Source organism: Brevibacillus porteri, from assembly GCF_003013475.1.
GTDB lineage: Bacteria > Bacillota > Bacilli > Brevibacillales > Brevibacillaceae > Brevibacillus > Brevibacillus porteri.
The window spans coordinates 126,024-147,162 of record NZ_PXZO01000025.1 but is presented as its reverse complement, the minus strand read 5'-3'; the positions used below and the strand labels follow the sequence as shown (position 1 = coordinate 147,162).

The following is a 21,139-nucleotide window of genomic DNA, read 5'->3' as shown; positions in this document are numbered from 1 at the left end:
CTAAATGGGGTCTTGACCATTACAAAAACCGGGGGCTTATTTACGCGGATATCTTATTTCACAAAGCTCAAGAGCAGCTCGCGAACGATTTTGGATGCCGCAATTTGCGTCATTTCACTATGGTCATACACAGGAGCAACCTCCACCAGGTCACAACCGATGACATTCGCACCGTTGTTTGCCATGAAGTGAATGGTATCGAGCAACTCACGAGAAGTGATGCCGCCTGCTTCTGTTGTGCCTGTTCCCGGAGCGTGCGCAGGGTCCAATACATCAATGTCAATCGACAGGTAGATTGGACGGTTGCCGATAGTAGGCAGCACTTGCTTCACTGGCTCCAGTACATCGTATTTGTACAGATGCATGTTTTCTTTTGCCCACTCGAACTCATCTTTCATACCGCTGCGGATACCGAAAGAGTAAACATTTTTGCCGCCGATCAGGTTGCATACCTTTTTGATCGGGGTGGAGTGGGAGTATTCGTATCCCTCGTAGTTGTCGCGCAGGTCTGTATGCGCGTCAAAGTGGAATACGACCATATCCTTGTACTTTTCATAAACCGCTTGGAATACTGGCCAGGAAACCAAGTGCTCTCCGCCCAGACCCAATGGGAACTTGCCATCTGCCAATACTTTTGCCACGAATGTACGGATCGCATCCAGGCTACCTTCCACGTTTCCGAAAGGAAGTGGAATATCGCCAGCATCAAAGTATTTGATGTCTTCCAACAGCCTGTCCAAGTACGGGCTGTACTCTTCCAGACCGATAGAAACCTCACGAATACGGGCAGGGCCAAAACGAGAGCCCGGACGGAAGCTCACTGTCCAGTCCATCGGCATACCGTAAATAACGGCTTGGCTTTCCTCGTAATTCCCGTGACTACGGATAAAAACATTTCCAGAGTATGCTTCGTCAAAACGCATAGGTGTTGTTCTCCCCCGATTAGTCGCGGGTCAGCTCAGCCACAAAGTTAGGCAGTTTGAAAGCAGCGTGGTGAACTTCCGCATTGTAGTATTTGGTGCCCAAATCTTTGATTTTCGCTGGATCTACTTCCAACGGATCGTGTTGCTTGGATGCGATGGTGAAGCTCCACAGTCCGGATGGATAAGTAGGGATGCTGCAAGTGTAGAGACGAGTAACCGGGAATATCGATTTCAGGTCTTTGAACACGCGCTTGATCAGTTCACGGTTGAACCAAGGAGATTCCGTTTGAGCAACCATGATGCCGTCTGGTTTCAAAGCATCGTGAATGCCTTGGTAGAAACCTTTTTCGAACAGACCTACAGCTGGGCCAACTGGCTCTGTAGAGTCAACCATGATCACATCGTACTCACCTTTGTGGTCATGAATATGTTTAATACCATCGATGACTTGTACATCTACACGCGGATTGCCTGTCAATGCACTCGCAATCTCAGGGAAATATTTTTTGCAAGACTCAATGACGCCACCGTCGATTTCAGCCAGAACTGCTTTTTCTACAGACGCGTGCTTTACGATTTCACGAATAGCACCGCCATCGCCGCCGCCTACAACCAGAACCTTTTTCGGGTTTGGATGCGTATTCAACGCGATATGAGAAATCATTTCATGGTAGACAAACTCATCGACATCGGTAGTCATAACCATGCCGTCGAGCACTAACATGCGACCAAACTGCTTCGTATTAATTACGTCGATTTGTTGAAACTCGGATTTCTCACTGTATAGGGTTTCTGTAATTTTCGTTGTTATCCCGTGATTTTCCGTCTGTTTTTCGGTGTACCACAATTCCATGTTCATGGCTATGTAACCTCCTTCAATTAACCGCATGAAAATACATATAACAAGAAAATTATAGTAGCTGTCTTCCAAATTGCAAGATATTTTTCTAGCAAGGAAAGTTTAACCAGCTTGCAAGCGACACATACTACTAGTAACGTAGTATGTCCTATTTTATTGATTCAACCGCAGAAAGGAGGAGAGGCACACATGGAAGTCATTCGCGAAGCCCCATTGCTGCGCTATTTGCGTTGGGCTAAGAAATTCGTAAAATTTACCATTCTCAGCCTATTATGTTTCTCTTTTGCCATCTTGCTACTCATTTTGTACTTACGCTCTCAACCACTCCCGGAAACGTTTGTGAAGCAAACCACGACGATTTACGCTTCCAATGGAGAGGTTTTGGATACGATGCATCGTGGCGAGAACCGGATTTCTGTGCCACTTGCAGAGATTTCACCCGCATTGCTTGATGCGACTATTGCGATCGAGGACCGTTCGTTCCGCGAACATTTCGGTTTTGATTGGAAACGATTAGCCATGGCCGCTTATGTCGATGTCATTAACATGGACAAGCGCCAGGGTGCCAGCACCATCACTCAACAATTGGCAAGAAATCTGTACCTCAGCTTGGACAAGACATGGGAGCGAAAAATCAAAGAAGCTTTGCTTTCGATTCAACTTGAGCTGAATTACAGCAAGGATGAAATATTAGAAATGTACGTGAATCAGATTTATTATGGTCACTCAGCTTATGGGGTACAAGCTGCTGCCCAAACCTATTTCGGCAAGAACGCCAAAGATTTGACGGTTGCAGAGAGCGCCATGCTGGCAGGCATCCCAAAAGGTCCTACTTATTATTCACCATTTGTCGATTTAGAACGCGCCAAAGCCAGACAAAAGCTCATTTTGAATGCCATGGAGCGTGACAATCTACTGACATCGAAGGAAGTAGAGCAAGCCTACGCGGAACCAATCAAGCTGAAACAGCGAACAAACGAGAATGTAACCGAGCCAGCTCCTTATTTCCGCGATTACATCGCCAATTTGGTAAAAAACAAATATGGCATCGACGAAGAAAAATTTATTCATGGAGGCCTGAAAATCCATACGACCCTTGATCCAATCGTACAAAAAAAGGCCGAGGATATTGTCGCCTCCGTCTTACCGAAGAACAATCCGAATTTGCAAGTAGCCCTCGTCGCCATGGACCCAACTACCGGCTATATTAAAGCGATGGTAGGTGGACGTGACTACAAGGTGAGTCAGTTCAATCGCGTGCTTGGCAAGCGGCAGCCCGGTTCCTCTTTCAAGCCGATCATGTATTTGTCGGCCTTGCAAAACGGCTATACACCGCTCACTTTGATGAAAAGCGAACCGACCGTTTTTACCTACGATAACAATAAGCAGTACATCCCCGGCAATTTTGGTGGAAAATATGCAAACGCACTGATCAACATGCGTGAAGCAATCAAAACTTCCGACAACATTTATGCCGTCAAGACCATTGATTTTCTCGGGCCACAAAAAGTGGTGGATCAGGCAATGCAATTAGGTATCACCAGCTCGATGCAAGCAGTTCCCTCTCTGGCACTGGGAACTTCACCCATCTCCCCCTTGGAGTTAAACGCAGCTTATGCAGCAATTGTCAACAAGGGACAAGCAGTGAAGCCCATTGCTATCACCTCCATCGAGGACAGCGAGGGCAACATTTTGGTCGAAGAAAAACCGGAGAAAACACAGGTAGCCGATCCTGTCGCGTCTGCTCTCTTAGTGAATATGATGCAAAGTGTATTTGAACAAGGCGGTACGGGATATCGCGTAGCTGGCGAAATGAACCGACCGGTAGCAGGGAAAACAGGATCTACGGATTATGACGCATGGCTGAGTGGGTTCACTCCGCAGCTAGTCTCTACCGTATGGGTAGGTTACGACAAAAATCAAAAGGTCGATGATGTAAAGGAAGGCTATCTGTCCAAAAAAATTTGGGCCCAGTTCATGGAAAGTGCACTTAAAGGTCAACCCCCTGCACTCTTTGACATGCCAGCTGGTGTGGTTTCTGTCTATATCGATCCCGCTTCTGGAAAACTGGCGACCGAGCATTGTCCGAATCCACAGCTCTTTTATTTTGCCAGCGGAACAGAGCCTCAAGATTACTGCACGGATCACATCCCGACAAATGAGACACCGACACCTTTAAAGCCGCCAGATTCTGCGACCTTCTGGCAGCGCATGGGCAGTTGGTGGAAACCGAATAACTAAAGAAAAAAGGACGTTTCTCTTCATCGAGTACGTCCTTTTTAATATACCTATTAACCTTGCGTGCTCTGATTGTCCCCGCCGCCCACGACTCCATCTCCATCTGCAAAAACATGGTCGTTGACGATTGTAATCAGACCGGCATTATCAAGCTGTTCCAATACTTCAAACAAGCTTTCCCTTTTTCCAGCAGGGAGCTTACTCACAAAGTTGTTTATCTCGGTCGGAGTCACGTGTGTGTGGAAATGGACGCCACCGTGCTTCACAAAATGATCATGCGATTGTTCATTACCACGGAGATCTTCTCCCAATGGGTACCGCCCCTTCCGTCAAACAGTTTGGTTCAATCCCCATTAGTGTTCCGCGATATCCCAAAAACTATGATCAATAAAAGAAATTATATACACAAACAGGGAAAGAGTGACGGCTCTCTCCCTGTTTGTTGACCTAGTGTACATGTTACACAGATATGGAAATAAGTTTACCTGACTTCAATTGTGTGAACAATTGATTTCACGATTTGTTCACAGACCGTTCACGATTTCCAACTTTAGGACAAATTTTGCTTTAATTCCTCCGTGGAGTTCTCAAACATGTCCGCGTTATTATCAATCAAAAGCTTTTTCAGAGCGGCTTTTTCCTTCTCGGATAGGTCGGACAGCATAATACGTCTCTTCATAGAGTAATCCATGCGATTCACGTGATCTGCCAAAATTTTGTAGCCCCGACGCGCTTCCCTATCGATTTCCATATAGCATGCGGTTGCCCCTGCATAATAAGGACCAGCTTCATTGCGATCGACGGTTACCCAAACGAGCCAATAAGGCTTTCCATTTGGTACTTCTTCTTTATTCATCGTCCATTTGATGCCCTTTTCTACAGAACTTTTGGCATGCAAGGCACCCATGTCAATGTACGCTTCGTCCCCATCGATAATGACCGAAGACACAGCATTCAGGTCAAGTACACCTTGACCAAAACCTCCGTGTACATCCGTTTTTCCACTCATGATGGTAAAACCACCTTTTTTATTATCAAAAATATCCATTTGAACAACCTCCAGACAATCATTCTCCTTCCTTTTATTCTACTCGAAAAACGTGCGATGACGCAATTTGCCTATGTGCCCAGTTATTTATCCATGGGCTTTTGGGTGTTTCGTTTTTTGTTTACGAGCTGGATGATTTTTTCGATGCCCGACATGATCAGGATCGTAACGACTGCTGTATGGACAGCCATAGCAACCTTCATGACTAACAGTTCACCTAGCATCGTGTCAGAGGGAACAATAAACAGGTAGTACACAAAGCTGATAAAAAGAACACTTAGAAAGATCAGCCAGCCTCGAAAGCCTAACGTGAAGCGAATGAAAGCGGCGATGAGCAAACCGATCAAAGGCCCCGCAAACATCAATGAGAATACGAAAGGACCGAGTATGAACCAGACAAACCAATTATCATCCATTGTCTTACACCCTTTGCTTTTGATGACTACTCATCATAGGAATCCGTAGATTCTTCTACCTCTGCCAGTCCACGCTCATCGAGCACGTAATGTCTGCCTGTTTCTTTGTACCGCTCCGAATCATCTGACGAGAAACGTTTGATCAGAAAGCGCGCTGGCTCCTCTCCCTCTACAGCTACAGGCGGCTGGAATTCCAGGTCTTCACCGTCTCGAGCATGGATGACAACGATACGATCGTGATATTCAATAGACAGGTCTTCCCGTACTTCTTTTTTATTGGCGTCGAGCGTAAAGGTCTGGCCGGATTTTTGTATCGTCACTTCAGGAAAGCTTTTGTCATCTTGTGCAATGATGTAATACAGATAGTCAGCATTTTGATCCGGAGCATTGCGCAATCCTGGTTGTAATTCCTCATCTCCCTGTAGCAATCGCGTTACTTGGTCGATGACTTCTGGTATGGTCGGAAGCTTGGCGTGTTCGCCTTTCACGTAGTAACGTTTTTTCATATCCTTCTGGGCGTAATTGGCACTCATATACGGAACGGTACCGTCTCCAACGCCAGGATCGAGAATCGGGGACCATTCGTTATAAAAAGAATCATAAAAGTAACCGAGCAGTGTTACTTGACCTGTACCCACAATGGAATACTGTGGAACATTGATCGTTTTGTTATCCCACTTTTCATGCATCTTGCCGCCATGTCGGACGAGCGGTGCATAGTCGAGGCGAATATTTTTGTCTTTTAAAAACTCGTCGTAGGTGTAGTACTGGATGTTACTCTTTTTCAAGAAGCCAACCGTTTCAAAGTATTTTTTGGAGGGTAACAGCTCGTAAACGGCAGGCGCATAAGAGGAAATCACTTTCCCTGTCTCCTCATCCAGCCAAGGGATCGAAAAATTGTATCCGTGCTTAAGAGCCTGATATGCCCGTGGAGATCCAAGGAAAGGTGTGCCCATATACACGACACGATTCACTTTGCGCTGGTAGGACACGTTGGATAGAAGTGTTTCTTTTACCAAGAGCCCACCCATGCTATGTGCCACCAAATGCACCTGATTTGCCCCACTAGCCTTCAGTGCAGCATCGATTTCTTCTTTTAGAAGGTTGGCATTTTTGGTGCTGCTGTATCGCCAATCGTACGGCAGTGCAAATAAGGTGCGGTGCTTTTTGTATCCCGCTTTCTCCAGTTCCTTTACCATGCTGTAATACTGTTCGGTAAGTTCTTTTAAAAACGGCGCATAGGAAAGATATTCGATGGCGTAAAAATCATCTTTTTCCGGGTGGATCGTCGCATCACGGACGACTGGTTGTACATCTACACTGTTTGGCTTGATCGGCTCCAAAGAAAGCAGCCTGCGGTGTTTGGGATCATTAATACCAATGAGACTATCGCCAAGTGCCAACCATATTTCCGATCTCTTTCCATTCTGCTCCACTTCGAGTCGCGATCCACCTACTCCCGGGATTAAGATAACTGGGATCGTTCTGTCTCCAATATAAAGACTGTACGAGTTAGCGGTAAATCCCGAGCGTTTGCTGGCCATGACCTTGACTTTATAAGTTCCAGGATAGGCATTGAAGATCATATGTTCATCCGAATTCTTCGCTTTCTCAGATCTAGCAACAACTTTTCCAGCCTCGTCGAGCAGAAATACGTCCATATCCATTCCTGTAGGGATATCCTTGAGGGAGACCTCCACAGTAGAGGAGAGCTTAACGGATAAGCTGTAAAAATCAACATCTGTCTGTGAATGAAGATTACCTACGATATTTCGTTTATAATCATCTAGCTCGTAGGCCTCTTCCATTGTGTCATTCGGCTCGTACCCATCCGCCTTGCCCCCTCCTTGATCCGCGAAAAAATCAGCTCGCAAGCGGTAATAGTAATCTTTCGAAAACGAGCCCTGCTTTCCAACAACCTTGATGTAGTACCATTTGTCTTTTTCCAGTGCCAGTCCCTCGATAAGCTCAGGCTCATTTCCATGTTGCTCTGAACGGGCAAGCTCCCGCTCCTCCTCATCATACACATACAAATCGTAGTCTTCGTTTGTCTGAATATCTGTGAGGGATATATTCATCTGTCCATTTGTTGTTCCTCTGATTTTCCAAAAATCCACATCATCTTTGCTGCTAATCTTTCCATGGCTGTCCTTTCCATCAAAGAGCCAATCCGATCTGCTTCCCAAGGTGTCATTCGGTTCTACCTCAAAGCGAGCTTCTCTACTGCGCAGTTCCACTTCTCCAGGCTTCTTCTCGCCTGAAAAATGCGCATAAAATTCCTTTGCCAGCCGCGAAAGCTCTTCGTCGGTGGCATCCTGCTCTGGCGGAGCTTCGTTTGGGGCTTCGATCTCTAGTTCAACCAACTCTAACGGTTCTCCCTGATCGGCAGCCATTTCATTCCAAGGTGCCTTTTTGATTTTTATTTTATCTACGGTCGGCTCTATGTGTTCAGGCAACGACAGCTCCCAGCTACGTAACGGCTCTTCCGAATCATCTATGAACATCACTATCTGGAGAGGGCTATCATCCAAAGGCATTACAGCGAGGGAAATCTGAGACTCCTCGTGAAAAGAACGGGTTTTGCTGTCGATGTTCTGATTGACAGACAGCTCGATTTTATCCGGAGTACCCGATAATTGTGCCTGAAAACGCACCTCTCCCTCGTCGATCCATGCCCACGCCTCCTCTACGAATATCTCCCATTCATTTGCCCAGCCCTGTTCCACTGTATTTCCCAAGCATAAAGCGAATAGGAGAAGTGCACATAGCAAGCGCCGCGTGATTAATCCCACAAAAATCCCCCTCATCCTTTTTCTAGCTTTACAGTAGAAAAAGACAGAGAGGGGGTGCAAATATTTTTACTGTGTCGTATGGTTGCGGATTCCTTGTCGTTCCCATGCATTTGCAATGATACGGAAAGGTAGTTGATAATCTTTTAGCTCGTGCCCTTGTCCAGAAGCTTTATTTTGATAGGAGAAGCCCTTGTTCACGTCAAAACGAAAGGAAACAGAGTAATAGACAGCGTAGCTCGCATCCTTTTGGAAGCCATGCTGTTTATCCCCCATCAAAGGCGTATCTACCCCCACTTCACGAGTTCCTAGCTTGGAAGCGGAATAAGAAGGTCCTCTCCAGAGCTGGGGGGTCGCTTGTTGCAAGGCTAACAACGACTGTAACGGCGTTTGGCGTAAGCCAGTTTCTGAAATCCACGCCCGCGCAGATGTCACGACAGGAAACTGGTTGCTCACGGGATGGCGGTGTCGATCCTGCAGCCCCACTTGTGTCAAGATTCGCTCCCCCGCGTAGTAATCATTTGGCTGGCTGTTTGGATACCGGTCCCTGGCATGATACGCTGCCCATTCGGTTGTATGGCGAATCGAGCCTGTTGCATTCGGCTCAAATACTTCAAAGGAACGCTCTCCCCCTTTTACCGTTATGGTATAGCGTCCTGTCATTGTTTTGGAAATGTTCTGTGGTTCACAAACCTCTTCATCTTCGTCGTTCATCGCGCAGCTCTCGTAGGACAGTTCAAAATCGATCTGATAATCCATTACGATGACAAAGCCGTTGATTTCTGCTTTGTACTTTTGCGATTGCAGTACTTGGCGCCAAGTCGTCTGCGTGGGGACAGTGGTTCCTGTGTACACGACCTCTGTGCCTGTAGATGCACTGCTTACCTGCCATTGCATCGGCGCTCCGGGGCCTGTCAGCTTCAGATCAAGCTGCGATGGTGTATACACCGCCATGCTCTTGGCATCTGAAATCCACCCGGGATTCGCAGTGACGGTTACGTTTTTGATATTGTCCCCGCTGACTGAACTCTCCAATTTTGCTTTAAATTGTGTGATTTTCTGATTGATCTCCTGCTCTGTTTTTTGGAAGCCTTCGTTTATTTTCGTCTGATCAATGACCACGCGAATCGTAGCAGGCTCACGTTCCCACACGCCATCTGCATGTAGCGGCAGTTTTTGTAGCTGTCGACCATCACTGTCATAAATCTCTAATCCAATTTCACCGCCATCAAAATCGTCTCCACCACCAGGCGGCTCGGGAACTTCCCCACCAACTATCTTCACTGGCCAAGCCGCACGATTGTCCGTCCAGATCGTCTCATTTTCTGGCATGGATTTCGCAGGGTTGATATGGGCGATGAAATCCTCCGATTTTTGCGGATACTTCGTCGGAACCGTGATCTTACGCACCTCACCCGGCTTGAATTCCTTCACATCCAAGCTGGTTTCCTTCTCTGAGCTAGCCCACCGAACAGCCAATTTCGTATCATGCGTTAATTTCCCGGCATTCTTCACGTTGAATGTAATTGTCGCATCGGTTCCTGCGGCTTGAGGGCTCTTCGGATCAATGTGAAAGCTCGATTTCACAATAAGCAAATTCTCTCCTTCCGGCTTTGGAGTGCCTTTGCCAATTTGCACAAAAAAATGACCGTCGCAGCCATCACTCTGGGTTGAGTAAAATTGCACCTTGTACAGACCTTCTAGAAGAAGATCGTTCCCATCTTCCGGAAAATACACCCAATGTCCATTTGTGGAGGTGTTTGATCCATCCAGTTCTTTTCCATTCCGCTTTCTTTCCCAGTTTCCTGTGGCCGGATCGAACCACCTCATCGAAAAGTGACTATCCTCGGACAAAAACATGTGAAATCGATACCCGTCTGGAATTTCATCTGCTGCTAATTCAATTGTTTCTCCACGTTTAATTTCTTTGCTCCACTTTTGGTTTTTCAGATTAATTTCTACAGACACCAAAATATCCTTGCATTTTTGGTCAGATTCAATGGTGAATCGTACCTCACCCGTGCAGCCCGTCTCGGACTCGAACAGCAGTACAATTTCATCACCAACATCCACAGTGACTGGCAACATGAGCCTGAATGACTCGTCCGCTGCAAGCTTGTCGGTTAACGCTGTTTTTCCTTCGGGGGTCTTCAAATACCAAGTACCAGATACCTTCGAGGAAAACGATAGATTGGTATCGTAGTGGTTTCCGAGATCAGTAAAGTATTTGAAATATACCGGGTCTGTCAGTGTATATCCTGAACTGGGTGATCCATTCATCAGTTCGCCTTCTGGAGAAAATGGTAGCGGCGGCTCGCTATGTACCAGGAATTTAACCTTTTTTTGGTCCGCTATTGTACAAGAGGCATCTTTTACTACGATCGTGATTTCCCAATTGCAGTCAGGCCGATCCTTCCACTGTGTCCCATCGAAGTTAAGCTTAAGTTTGTACGTTTTTCCTCGCTCAAACTGAACATCATACGGGTCATGAATATTCCCGTACGGAAGTTTTAAGCTGGAGGAATGATAGGATCGCCATCTGCCATTGTCACTTTCCTCGACTGGTAAGGTATAAATTTTTCCGTTTGGAAGTGTTACATCCCACTTGAGAGATGCTTCCTCGCTATCTCCGTATTTGGTTGTGTATTTGGCTCGGAACGTCAGCGTGTCAAACGGCATAATCTCAATCGTTTCACCGTTTCTCACTGCTGATGCAGACAGTGTAACGATGGGGCATGAGCCTTCGCCGTCTGGCGACTTGACTCTCAAATATTTCTCCCAGCATTCGGTTCCATCATCACTGACGTAGACGACTTTTACCCTTCCAGAGCTACCGATGCTTCCTGTCCCGACTTTCCTGTTGCCATTCGCCCCAGGCTTCATATCATAACCATTCATGGTGAACTTCCCCGATTTATTGGCATAGAGAGTGATTTCGGCATTTTTTTCGACAGAAATATCTGAGCCGCCGCTTGCAACAGCATTATGGTCTTTAATATCCTTATCGCCAACGACTTGAATGTTCAGTTTGGTTTTTGTTGATCCGATCGAACAGGCTGGACCTGGATCAGGCTTTTCGGGATCGGGTTTTTCCGGTGGGGTTACATCACCTACTGTGAATTGTGCTGTGTAAGGTGTCGAAACGCTTATGCTGCTTGATCCTTGGCGACTTCTTTGATGCAGGTCAGTGATTGTCAGCGACACCTCATACACGCCTGGCTCGGTAGGCTTATATTCGGTATTTTTATAGGTCCACTTGTAGCCTGGGGGACTACTTGTCTCGTTTACCTTGGGAACGGCGGTACTGGGATCGTTGAATTGTCGATTAGACAAGAAGCTTTTGTATCCACGTCCCGTTGTCTTGTTGATCACGTTTAAAGACCATACAAAAATGCCGCGGTCATAGTAAGAAAAGTCCGTGGCATTTGCATGAATCTCAACTGTTTCGTTGAGGTTGTATTTGGTTTTGTCTGTGGTTATGTTGCCGCTGGGTTGTGGGGTTGTTCGGAAGTGGCCTACTGAGATGTATCCGCCTTTGCCGTCTGGGACGAGGTTGTCTCCTTTGGTGTAGCCTGCGCCGCCTGAGGCAGCAGCCAAATCAGCAAGATTATAGGCTTTATATGGTTGAAATACTTCTTCTGGTATCCCGTTAGCAGTTATCCAACTACTATATACGTTAGCAGTTCCACCAAGTATATAATTGGGATTTCCACCGAGCCGACTGATCCAATAAGATGCTTCATCTCCGTCTACAAAGTACCATCCCCTATCAGCCTTTTTATCTGTATCTGCAAAGCCTAATACCCTATTACTATCAATGCCCCGATCAATTTCAATTTGTGAGACTGACGCACCTACTTCTCCATCTATTCTATCGATCTGTATTTTGTAGAAGCCACCTTCTGGTGCAAGCTCTTTGTTTGAATCAATAGTAGCAACCTTAATGTTATGAAAATTAGGTGAGGCACCTACATAATTCGACTGAATAGCTAGTACACCACATAATAGGATAAAGGAAAGCACAGAAAATAGTAATTTCCTGTGCTTAAATAAAATTAATCGCATCTATTTCTCACCCTTCATTGTATGAAATTTGCGGGTGTTATTGGTTTGTTCTAGAGTTGGTAATTTTTTATACATGAAAATGCCTGCATCAGTTGAGTCGTTACTATTAATTACGCTAAAAGAAAAAGCAATTACGTTACCTACTGGGACATTAAAAGATTGGTTCTTTAAGAAACCCTTTACTTCATTTTGTTTTGTAAAGAACATAGCTTCCATTTTGAAATTGCTATCACCTCTTGGAACTTTGCCAACAATTTTTCCATTCACGATCTTTAAGCTTTTATGAAATTCGGCAGCGTATTTCGCACCTTCTTCAAGTTGCCATTTGTCTTTCCAAAGATACCGTAGAATTTCAGCAGCTTCACCTCTCGTCACAGGTAAATCTTCGCGGAATTTTGGTTGACCACTAGGGGCTAGTTTCATCCATCCCCATGTGATGAGCGCTCCAGCATTTGATAAATTAGGATCTTTTTCACCCCGAATTGGCTTCCATGCAGCATACACAAGCGCTGCCGTTTCTTCCTTCGTCAACAATTTATTTGGCTCTACCTTCACCCCCGCCAAAATCCCCGCCTTCTGCGCCTTCTCATAGCTCATCTTCGCCCAGTGCCCTGCTGGGAGCTGCGGTACGGGTGCTACCTCCTTCAATCCGCGGATGGCTACTAAACTCGCGATAAACTGCCCCTGCGTGATTTGACTATTCGGATAAAAGTTCCCCTTGCTATCCAGCCATAAGTATTTCTTCTGTACACCAAAATCAATGGCTGCCTTTGCTGTATGTGAAGCGTAGTCCTTCGCTTGCGCAGCAGCTTTTACCGTATGACTGTCAGCAACTCCAATAAACCCTGCCATTGCTAGTACAGATGCTAGTAGGTATGACATCATTGCACGTCTGTTCATGGAATGACCCCCTCTTTACCGGATATTTTACCTATATTATCCATTTTTAGAAAGAGTCTGATTTAGGTTCCTTTGCAAAAAGCTTCGCAACGTATTCTCGGGTACGGCTCCTTCCAGCTTGTCGACCACCTTCCCTTTTTCGACGACAAAAACAGTGGGGGTTGCCTCTGCACCGAGTCGCGATGCTTCATCTAGCTCTTTCTGCTTATGGATATCCAGTCGTTGAATCATTTCCGGTGGATACGCCTTCACAACTCTCTCGAATGTCGGGCCGAACTCCGTACAATATCCGCAGCTATCACTATAGACGTACACCACTCTTACTTCATGGGCACTGGCTGTACCCCACGCACTTATACCGACGGCAAGCATAACAACACCGAGCGCGATCCACAGCCACCATTGCTTGCTTCTACTCACGACCATCTCCCTTTCGCTCATCAAAATGTTTCATCCCTATGCACTTGTCAAAGAACGATGCCCGTATTATGCAGCTCCGAACTGAGACAAAAAAAGCCAGCCCCCTTGGACTGGCTGACATGTATAAAAAAAAGACGTACCACAACTCTTGCAAGTTCGTACGCCGTGCTTGTCCTCGTATGATGTTCCCTATTACATAAGTGCAGTGTCGCCGTCTTCCTTCATCAGCGCACGCAGTTCTTCAACAAACGCCTGCCCTTTTTGAATCTCTTCTTCGGTGTAGCGTTGCTTGCTCTTAAATGTAAAGATTTTGCCCTTCATTTCCTCATAAGGCAGGTGGTTGAAATACAGAATCGTAGAAACCAGCTCGAGAAAACGGGAATTCTCCTCATTCATACGCAAAATCGCACGTTCTCCACTACCGAAGTCAACCTCATGAAACTTGAGAAAATCACGACCGGTTTCGTTCAAAGAGTAACGATACATATGAATGGCACCTTTACTCTCCATTTGCTCATCCAGAAGCCCCATGTTGCACAGCTCATCGACTCTGAGCGTCAGTTCCTCCGAATATGGACCGTACATGTGAAACTCGTAGCGCTCATCGAAATCCATCTCCAGATGTTTTCCTATGTACACCATCTTTTGCAATTTTTTTCGCCCGCTCACTTCGCCGACTATCTCAATCAGGCGTATGATCTTGGCGTGACGATTAAGCATCCTCCATCACTCCCAGACGTTCTCGAATCTTACGGGAGAGATCCCCCGGCAAAGCCATGACTTTATCCAACGGAAAGTACAGCTTGTAATCAAAGCGCCGCTTTCCGCTAATGGCCTGTACAATTTCTGACTTCTGTGACAGCTCGACCAGTTCGCCTGAAGGCATTTGGAGCATAATCGGAATGCGCTCCTCTTCTTCTCCGGCACGGTAAAAATCATACGGAAGATCGGAGGTCGTGTCTACCTCCAAATAATACATCGGGTCAATTCCGGCAGATTGAAATAGTTCTTTCAGCTCAGACAGCAAGCGGAAATCCCTCGGATTATATTCGACGTATTTAAAGAGATTCCTGTCCAAAAAACGGGCGCACAAATCTTTCAACACGGGGTCTTGCTCTCTGCGCCAGAGCTGCATATAGAAAAGAATAATGGACTCATCAAGCGCCAAATAGTCAGCGAGCTCTACCTTTTCCTGCAAGAAAGGCAGCAGCATGACAGGCTCCTGCATGAACGGATAGCCTTGAGAGAACAAGAGCTTTGCCCGTTGAAAAATTTTGCACAAGATGACTTCGGCACTTCGTGTCACGGGATGGAAATAGACCTGCCAGTACATTTGATAGCGAGACATGATGTAGTCTTCGACAGCATGCATCCCACTGAATTTAAAGACAATGCCATCCTCCTGCGGCCGCATGACACGCAAGATTCGTTCAATCTCGAAATTGCCATAATTGACACCCGTATAGTAGGCATCACGCAGCAAGTAGTCCATCCGATCGGCATCGAGCTGGCTGGAAATAAGGCTTACGATCAGTTTATTGTCATATGTCTTATTGATCACTTCTGCCAATTTCTTCGGGAAGCTATCATCAAACCGACGAAGAATTCGGTTGATTTGCGTATCTCCAAGCAAAATGGCACGCGTCCAATCCTCGTGGTGATACTTGAACACCTTTTCAAACGAATGAGAAAACGGACCGTGGCCCACATCGTGGAGCAAAGCCGCACATAGGCACAGCAGCTTTTCCTCATACGTCAACTGAATTCGGCCTTCAAACGTCTCCAAAATTCTGCGCATCAGTTCATATACACCAAGCGAGTGGTTAAAGCGGCTATGCTCTCCACCATGAAAGGTAAAAAAACTGGTGCCCAGTTGCCTGACTCGGCGCAAACGCTGGAATTCTGCCGAGTTGATCAAATCCCAGATGAATTTGTCACGCACGTGGACGTAGCGGTGGACAGGGTCTTTGAATACCTTTTCTTCATGAAGAAGCTGTGGCTGTTGCATCCTGGACACTCCCTTCCTGTACTGCGTTCTCTCTATTACTGACAGTGAATGTTGATTCTATCATATCATACGTCTGCTACCGTTTCTTGCTCAATCAAACTCTTACAAAAATCTGAAGAATGCCATTTCCATCTAGACCGAGTAAAAGGCATGTAGGATCATATAGAAAAAAATGGTTTGGATGAGAGGTTTTCACAAATGTTGAACAATACATTTCGATACATAACTAAAAACCCACTTTTACTCCTTTTATTGATGATTATGCTCTTTCTGCCCTTACTCGCCTCCTGGGGGCAGTTTCTCTCCTCAGGTTTTTTGCGGGAAACTGTTTCCGTCTCTCTCCTATTCTGGCCGAAAACCGATTGGAAGGTCGCTGTCCCGCTTCCTGGCTGGCTCATTTTTGGTGTTATCTCGCTGATTTACGCTTGCGGAATTTTATGGCTTGTCCAAAAGAAAAAATTGGGCCAAGCATTTCTGTTCATCCTTGTCGGTCTCTTATTGGCAAAAGCGGCCGGAGGTGCCTTTCAGGCGATTAGCGGATGGTCTACCACGCAGCCAATCGGTACACAGTCACTTGCTGGCAAAGCAAATCTGCTTGTGTTTGCCACCTGGCATAACCCTTTGTGGGAGGAGCTTGTCTTTCGTGGCATCCCGTTTCTCTTGCTAATACTCATTTATCGAAGGAACACAGACCTGCCCACTGGTGCGAGGTGGATCTATCTTCTCATTCCTTCGATGATTTTCGCTTACTATCACGTACCCGGGCATGGTCTAGGGGCTCTTTTTGAATCGTTTCTCATTGGTGTTTTGTGGGCATGGGCAGCACTTCGCTGGGGACTGCTAGCTCCGATCATTCTGCATATTTATGCAGATGCGATGATCATCCCTTCTCTTCCCAAAATGAAAAACATGCCTCTAGAGGAGATTACCTGGCTGGTCAACCACAGCATGCTGCTACAGTCGATCTGGGCTTTATGTGTACTCGTTTTTCTCATACTGGCTCTTGCTCTTTTGATAATCGGCTGGCGAAAAGCAAGAAAAGCTTATTAAAACAAACAGCGGCATACTCCCGAACGAAATGAATCGGAGAGTTTGCCGCTGTTGCATGTCATTACAATGTTTCTGCCTCAGGCCCATACAAATCCGGGCGCTTCGCGGCTTTTTTCGCCAGCTTTTTGATCTTGTGCTGCGTCAGAACCGTATAGAAGGACGGTACGACGATCAAGGTCAAAAGTGTCGAGAACGCCAAGCCGGAAATAATGGTGACCGCAAGCGGTTTGAACAAAACGTCACCCGAAATAGCTAACGGCATCATACCTGCAATCGCTGTAAGCGAGGTCAAAAGAATAGGCCGTAGTCGTGCCTCACACGCAGAAATAACCGCCTGCTTCAGCTCCATGCCTGTATGACGTGCCTCCTCGATGAACTCGATCAAAACAATCCCGTTACGCACCACGATGCCCGCCAACGCAATAATCCCCATCATTGTCATAAAGCCAAGTGGCGTCTGGGTCACGAACAAGCCGATCAAGCTCCCCGATACAGCGAGGTAAATCGTACTGGTAACTAGTACAGGAATGGTCAAGGAATAGAATTGCATCGCGATCAAAATCAGGATCAAGAAAACCACAAGAATCGAAAGTTTGCCCATGTCGATAAAAATATCAGTCTGCTCGGAAGTCTCGCCGCCAATCTCATAGCGGTATCCTTCAGGCAAGGACATACTATCGAGCATCGGCTTGATCTCTGCCATTACTTCTGTAGCCGTTCTACCTTTCAGATCACTAGTAACCGTCACGCTCCGCGACAAATCGCGATGCGGGATCGTCTGTGTACTGAAAGTCGGTTTTACTTCCGCGAGCTGTGACAACGGAATCAGCTCTCCACGTGCATTGGCGATGCTGAGTCGCTGGAACAGCAATGCAGGATCTTCCTCGCCTTTTTGCAAGAACAGCTTCATATCTATCAGGTCTGAGCCCGTATCAAACTCACTGACGGTAATGCCTTCGCTCACCAGACGCAATGTCGTGGACAAGTCCGTGTAGTTGACGAGCTTTTGCTCCATTAGCTCTTTATTGACGACAAATTCCAAGGTGTAGCGTTCTACCCCGAAATCGTCTTGCACATTGTACGTTCCCTCTAATCCGGCAACCTTTTCTTTTGCTTGTGCAGAAAGAGAGCGCAGCGTCTCAATATCCTCTCCATAAAAACGGATCACGACTGGTTTTCCAACCGGAGGACCTGCCTCCAGCTGCTTCGTCAAGATACTCGCTTCCGGATACAGCTTTTTGAATTCCTCCGTCCACGGCTCCAGCATGTTCTCGAGATGGGTCTCTTTTTCATTATAACGAACCACTAGCTGTCCGACGGTAATGCCGCTTCCGGCAGCTGTATCTCCGCCGAACATTTTCGGTGCACTGCCTCCCGCGTACGCAGATACTGTCTCGATGCCAGGCTGCTTCAACACCCAGTCTGCTGTCCCACGCACCACTCGGTCTGTTTCCTCCAGACTGTTGCCCACGGGGAGACGGATATCGATGAGAAACTGCGGGCGATCATCGTTCGGGAACAATTCCACTGGAGTGAGCGGTATCAATCCATATGCTGCCGTTCCAATCAATACGCCAATCATTCCTGCCAAAAGCGGTCGTTTCAAAATTTTCGGCATGAACTTGCTCGCATACCACTTGGTCAGCTGCAACAATTGTTTCCCCAACAGTCCAGCGGGCTTACGATACCCTTCTACGCCAGCCTTTCTACGTTGCTCATACCATTGGCGAAAGATCGGGATGATCGTCAGCGACATGACCATCGACGCCAGCATCGTCATCGAAATAATGACGGGAACCGGACGAATGAACTGCCCAACGTTGCCGCTCAAAAACATCAAGGGCGCAAACGACGCAATCGTAGCCAGCGTAGCGGTCGTGATCGATATCGATACTTCCTTGGCACCATGAACCGCCGCAGCCATCGGTTTTTCACCCAGGACAGACAGTCTCCGCTCAATATTGTCATTGACTACCACAGCGTCATCGACCAAGATCCCCAGCACAATAATCAAGGAAACGATCGAGATCATATTGAGTGAAATACCCAGAGATGGCAGGAACATAAGCCCCACAGCCAAGGAAATCGGAATCGCCATCGCTACTACCAATGAAGTGATCAGGTTCAATCCGAGTGCACACACCACCAAAACAGCGACGATGGCAATCATCATTTCTCGGGTCAGGTCGCTAAAAAGCTCATCAACGCGTTCATTTTGACTGTAAATCGAGTGTCTCTCGGCCCCTGCCGGAAGTGTTTTATCCAGAGTCACCATCATCTCGTCTACACGCTTCTGCAAGGACGGCACATCACTTCCTGTCTCTGCATTGACGCTGATCGTGATCGAAGGCTTCCCATTGAAATACGAGGTCGTTTTCACCGTCTCCGTCGTCATTTTGACCGATCCGATGTCCTTCAGATAGATCGGGAAGCCCTCTTTTGAACGAGAGATAATGACTTTATTCAGTTCTTCGACATCTGTATTTTCCGCCAGCTTAAGCTGGTAGGTCCGTTTTTCTGTGGTCAGGTCGCCAAGCGGGATTTTTTCATTTTCCTTTTTGACAGCCATCATCACCTGACTCCACGTGATCCCGTACTGGCTCAGCTTTTGCGTATCAACCTCGATGTGGACCTCCTGCTCCGGTAGACCTTCCACCAGTACATCCGCTACGTTCGGAATGGTGCGCAGCTGTTCTTTCCACGATTTCAGCATGGTACGCATGCTGTACAATTCCTCACGCGTGTTAGCGGTGACCGCAAACGATTGGACAAACGTACGATTCAAATCATCATTGATGATCGGTTGTTTCGCATCCGCTGGCAGATCAGCCTCTGCGTCCTTTACCTTCTTCCGCAATTCATCCCATTTTTGCTTCGGGTCTACGTCACTCTTTGCTTCCACCATGATAAAAGAGACTCCGAGGGAAGATGTGGATGATATATAGTTAAGTCCCTGTAATTCATTGATTTTTTCTTCCAGCTTTTTCGTAACAGCCTGCTCGACCTTTTCCGGCGAAGCTCCCGGGTAAACCGTCGTGATCGTCGCCATGTTGACGATAATATCCGGCATCTCTTGCTTGGGTAGCTGAAAAAAGCTCAGGGAGCCTACAAGTGCAATCATGCTGAAAAACAGAAGCGTGATTTTGCGCTTTTGTACGATGTACTTGATCACGGTTGTGTACCTCCTGCCGCCTCGATTGGATCACCGTCAAACAAACGGTCCACCCCTTTGACGATCAGTTGGTCTCCTTCTTTTAATCCGTTCTTGATCTCGAGCTTGTCACTTACAATCTGCCCGATGACTACGCTTGTTTTGACAGCCTTACTGCCTGCATTGACGAAGACATGCGCGTCATCTTTTCCTCTGCTGATGACTGCTTCCACTGGTACGTAGACACCTGCCTGCCCCGTTACCGTTTTGGTCGCTTTCACCACCTGACCAGCAAACCAGTCACGAGCTTGGTTGGCGATTTGGACCTCTACACCAATCGTTCCGGTATTTTGGTTCGTGGCAGGAAATATTTTGGTCACTTTGCCATCCCGTTTTTGACCATACAGGTCTAAGGAGATCGTCTCGCCTACTTTCCATGCCGAAATCTCTCGGTCAGGAACGGGCAATACGACTTTTAATGTGTCGATGTTGCCGACTTGATAGACGGGGGTTCCTGAACCAACCAAATTGCCAGCAGACGAGAGCTTAGCGATGATCGTCCCGTTAATCGGCGAACGGAGCTGTGTTTTGGCAAGCGTATTGGCTGCCACTTCTTTGGCAATGACGGACTGATTATAAACAGCCTGGCTCAACTGTTTGTCTTCCACACGAGCGCCTTGGGTAACTAGCGAATAGGACTGCTGTGCGTTTTGCAAATCCTTTTGCGCAATCGTCAGTCCATTTTGTGCACTTTCATACTCGCTTTTGGAGATGGCGTTTTGTTGGTAGAGCTTTTCAATCCGGTTGAAATCATCCTGCATTTTTTGCAAAGCGACTGTTGCCTTCTCCACCAGCAATCGCGCCTGTGTCACTTCTTGCTCTCTCGCCCCATTGGTTACCTTGCTAAGATTTGCCGCACTCTGCTGCATAGCAGCGTTTGAAGAGGCGACTTGGAGCGAGTAATCCTGGGCGTTCACACGGGCGAGCACATCTCCCGCTTTGACTGTGTCTCCTTCTTTGCGGTTCATCTCCACGATACGACCGCCTACTTCAAAAGAGACGAGTGCTTCCTCCAAAGGAGCCAGCGTACCAGACAACTCCGTGACGGTAACAGCCTGCTCCTTCTTCACTTGTGCAACGACGACATGCTTCATTTCCTTCTGGGGTGCCGAAGCAGGCTGTTGCTCGCTGCAAGCCGTCGTTGCCAATAGTCCGATCATCATTACAGATACAAGCCATCTTCTCTTCATGACTTCCTCCGCCCCTATGTAG

Annotated in this window: 15 protein-coding genes; 2 read left to right on the top strand and 13 right to left on the bottom strand. The window is 47.0% G+C overall.

Annotation, left to right across the window (positions count from 1 at the left end; all coding sequences use genetic code 11):
- Positions 1-53: 53 nt before the first annotated feature.
- Positions 54-923 (bottom strand): agmatinase, encoded by an 870-nt coding sequence (gene speB / locus C7R92_RS14635; protein ID WP_017252411.1) that lies wholly within the window; start codon positions 921-923, stop codon positions 54-56.
- Positions 924-942: 19 nt separating this feature from the next.
- On the bottom strand, positions 943-1,776 hold the full coding sequence (gene speE, locus C7R92_RS14630; protein WP_026043396.1) for a polyamine aminopropyltransferase: 834 nt from the start codon (positions 1,774-1,776) through the stop codon (positions 943-945).
- 195 nt (positions 1,777-1,971) lie between these two features.
- On the opposite strand from speE, the gene C7R92_RS14625 reads away from it, so the two are divergent.
- Positions 1,972-4,023, top strand: coding sequence for a transglycosylase domain-containing protein (locus C7R92_RS14625; protein WP_106834766.1), 2,052 nt, complete (start codon positions 1,972-1,974; stop codon positions 4,021-4,023).
- Between the two features lie 50 nt (positions 4,024-4,073).
- Here C7R92_RS14625 and C7R92_RS14620 read toward each other — a convergent pair whose 3' ends face one another.
- The 9 genes from C7R92_RS14620 to C7R92_RS14580 form a co-directional block, all read right to left on the bottom strand.
- Positions 4,074-4,331 carry a hypothetical protein gene (locus tag C7R92_RS14620; RefSeq protein WP_017252414.1) on the bottom strand — a complete coding sequence of 86 codons (258 nt, stop codon included), beginning with the start codon at positions 4,329-4,331 and terminating at the stop codon, positions 4,074-4,076.
- A 239-nt stretch (positions 4,332-4,570) separates the two neighbouring features.
- Positions 4,571-5,068: a YwhD family protein gene (locus C7R92_RS14615; protein WP_069851084.1), complete on the bottom strand. Its 498-nt coding sequence runs from the start codon at positions 5,066-5,068 to the stop codon at positions 4,571-4,573.
- Between the two features lie 83 nt (positions 5,069-5,151).
- Positions 5,152-5,484, bottom strand: coding sequence for a hypothetical protein (locus C7R92_RS14610; protein WP_106834765.1), 333 nt, complete (start codon positions 5,482-5,484; stop codon positions 5,152-5,154).
- A 26-nt stretch (positions 5,485-5,510) separates the two neighbouring features.
- Positions 5,511-8,276 carry a lipase/acyltransferase domain-containing protein gene (locus C7R92_RS14605; RefSeq protein ID WP_106834764.1) on the bottom strand — a complete coding sequence of 922 codons (2,766 nt, stop codon included), beginning with the start codon at positions 8,274-8,276 and terminating at the stop codon, positions 5,511-5,513.
- A gap of 66 nt (positions 8,277-8,342) precedes the next feature.
- Positions 8,343-12,338, bottom strand: coding sequence for a hypothetical protein (locus tag C7R92_RS14600; RefSeq protein ID WP_106834763.1), 3,996 nt, complete (start codon positions 12,336-12,338; stop codon positions 8,343-8,345).
- On the bottom strand, positions 12,339-13,238 hold the full coding sequence (locus tag C7R92_RS14595) for an S-layer homology domain-containing protein (RefSeq protein ID WP_106834762.1): 900 nt from the start codon (positions 13,236-13,238) through the stop codon (positions 12,339-12,341).
- Positions 13,239-13,274: 36 nt separating this feature from the next.
- On the bottom strand, positions 13,275-13,664 hold the full coding sequence (locus tag C7R92_RS14590) for a thioredoxin family protein (RefSeq protein ID WP_106834768.1): 390 nt from the start codon (positions 13,662-13,664) through the stop codon (positions 13,275-13,277).
- Between the two features lie 186 nt (positions 13,665-13,850).
- The gene (locus C7R92_RS14585; protein WP_106834761.1) at positions 13,851-14,378 is read right to left on the bottom strand and encodes a YwgA family protein; all 528 of its coding nucleotides are present in this window, start codon (positions 14,376-14,378) and stop codon (positions 13,851-13,853) included.
- Positions 14,371-15,666, bottom strand: coding sequence for an HD domain-containing protein (locus C7R92_RS14580; RefSeq protein WP_015893687.1), 1,296 nt, complete (start codon positions 15,664-15,666; stop codon positions 14,371-14,373). Before C7R92_RS14580 ends, C7R92_RS14585 begins: the two co-directional genes overlap by 8 nt.
- A 198-nt stretch (positions 15,667-15,864) precedes the next feature.
- Here C7R92_RS14580 and C7R92_RS14575 point away from each other — a divergent pair, with 198 nt between their 5' ends.
- Positions 15,865-16,716, top strand: a complete 852-nt coding sequence (locus C7R92_RS14575; RefSeq protein WP_106834760.1) for a CPBP family intramembrane glutamic endopeptidase — start codon at positions 15,865-15,867, stop codon at positions 16,714-16,716.
- A gap of 61 nt (positions 16,717-16,777) precedes the next feature.
- On the opposite strand, the gene C7R92_RS14570 is transcribed toward C7R92_RS14575, so the two are convergent.
- Entirely contained in the window at positions 16,778-19,888 is a 3,111-nt protein-coding gene (locus tag C7R92_RS14570; protein WP_106834759.1) for an efflux RND transporter permease subunit, read from the bottom strand.
- Positions 19,885-21,117 carry an efflux RND transporter periplasmic adaptor subunit gene (locus C7R92_RS14565; protein ID WP_106834758.1) on the bottom strand — a complete coding sequence of 411 codons (1,233 nt, stop codon included), beginning with the start codon at positions 21,115-21,117 and terminating at the stop codon, positions 19,885-19,887. The genes C7R92_RS14570 and C7R92_RS14565 overlap by 4 nt, the downstream gene beginning before the upstream one ends.
- Between the last annotated feature and the right edge of the window lie 22 nt (positions 21,118-21,139).

Coding starts and splice junctions, on each gene's coding strand:
- speB (WP_017252411.1), bottom strand. CDS start 923: ATGCGTTTTGACGAAGCATACTCTGGAAATGTTTTTATCCGTAGTCAC.
- speE (WP_026043396.1), bottom strand. CDS start 1,776: ATGGAATTGTGGTACACCGAAAAACAGACGGAAAATCACGGGATAACA.
- C7R92_RS14625 (WP_106834766.1), top strand. CDS start 1,972: ATGGAAGTCATTCGCGAAGCCCCATTGCTGCGCTATTTGCGTTGGGCT.
- C7R92_RS14615 (WP_069851084.1), bottom strand. CDS start 5,068: ATGGATATTTTTGATAATAAAAAAGGTGGTTTTACCATCATGAGTGGA.
- C7R92_RS14610 (WP_106834765.1), bottom strand. CDS start 5,484: ATGGATGATAATTGGTTTGTCTGGTTCATACTCGGTCCTTTCGTATTC.
- C7R92_RS14600 (WP_106834763.1), bottom strand. CDS start 12,338: ATGCGATTAATTTTATTTAAGCACAGGAAATTACTATTTTCTGTGCTT.
- C7R92_RS14595 (WP_106834762.1), bottom strand. CDS start 13,238: ATGAACAGACGTGCAATGATGTCATACCTACTAGCATCTGTACTAGCA.
- C7R92_RS14590 (WP_106834768.1), bottom strand. CDS start 13,664: ATGGTCGTGAGTAGAAGCAAGCAATGGTGGCTGTGGATCGCGCTCGGT.
- C7R92_RS14585 (WP_106834761.1), bottom strand. CDS start 14,378: ATGCTTAATCGTCACGCCAAGATCATACGCCTGATTGAGATAGTCGGC.
- C7R92_RS14580 (WP_015893687.1), bottom strand. CDS start 15,666: ATGCAACAGCCACAGCTTCTTCATGAAGAAAAGGTATTCAAAGACCCT.
- C7R92_RS14575 (WP_106834760.1), top strand. CDS start 15,865: ATGTTGAACAATACATTTCGATACATAACTAAAAACCCACTTTTACTC.
- C7R92_RS14565 (WP_106834758.1), bottom strand. CDS start 21,117: ATGAAGAGAAGATGGCTTGTATCTGTAATGATGATCGGACTATTGGCA.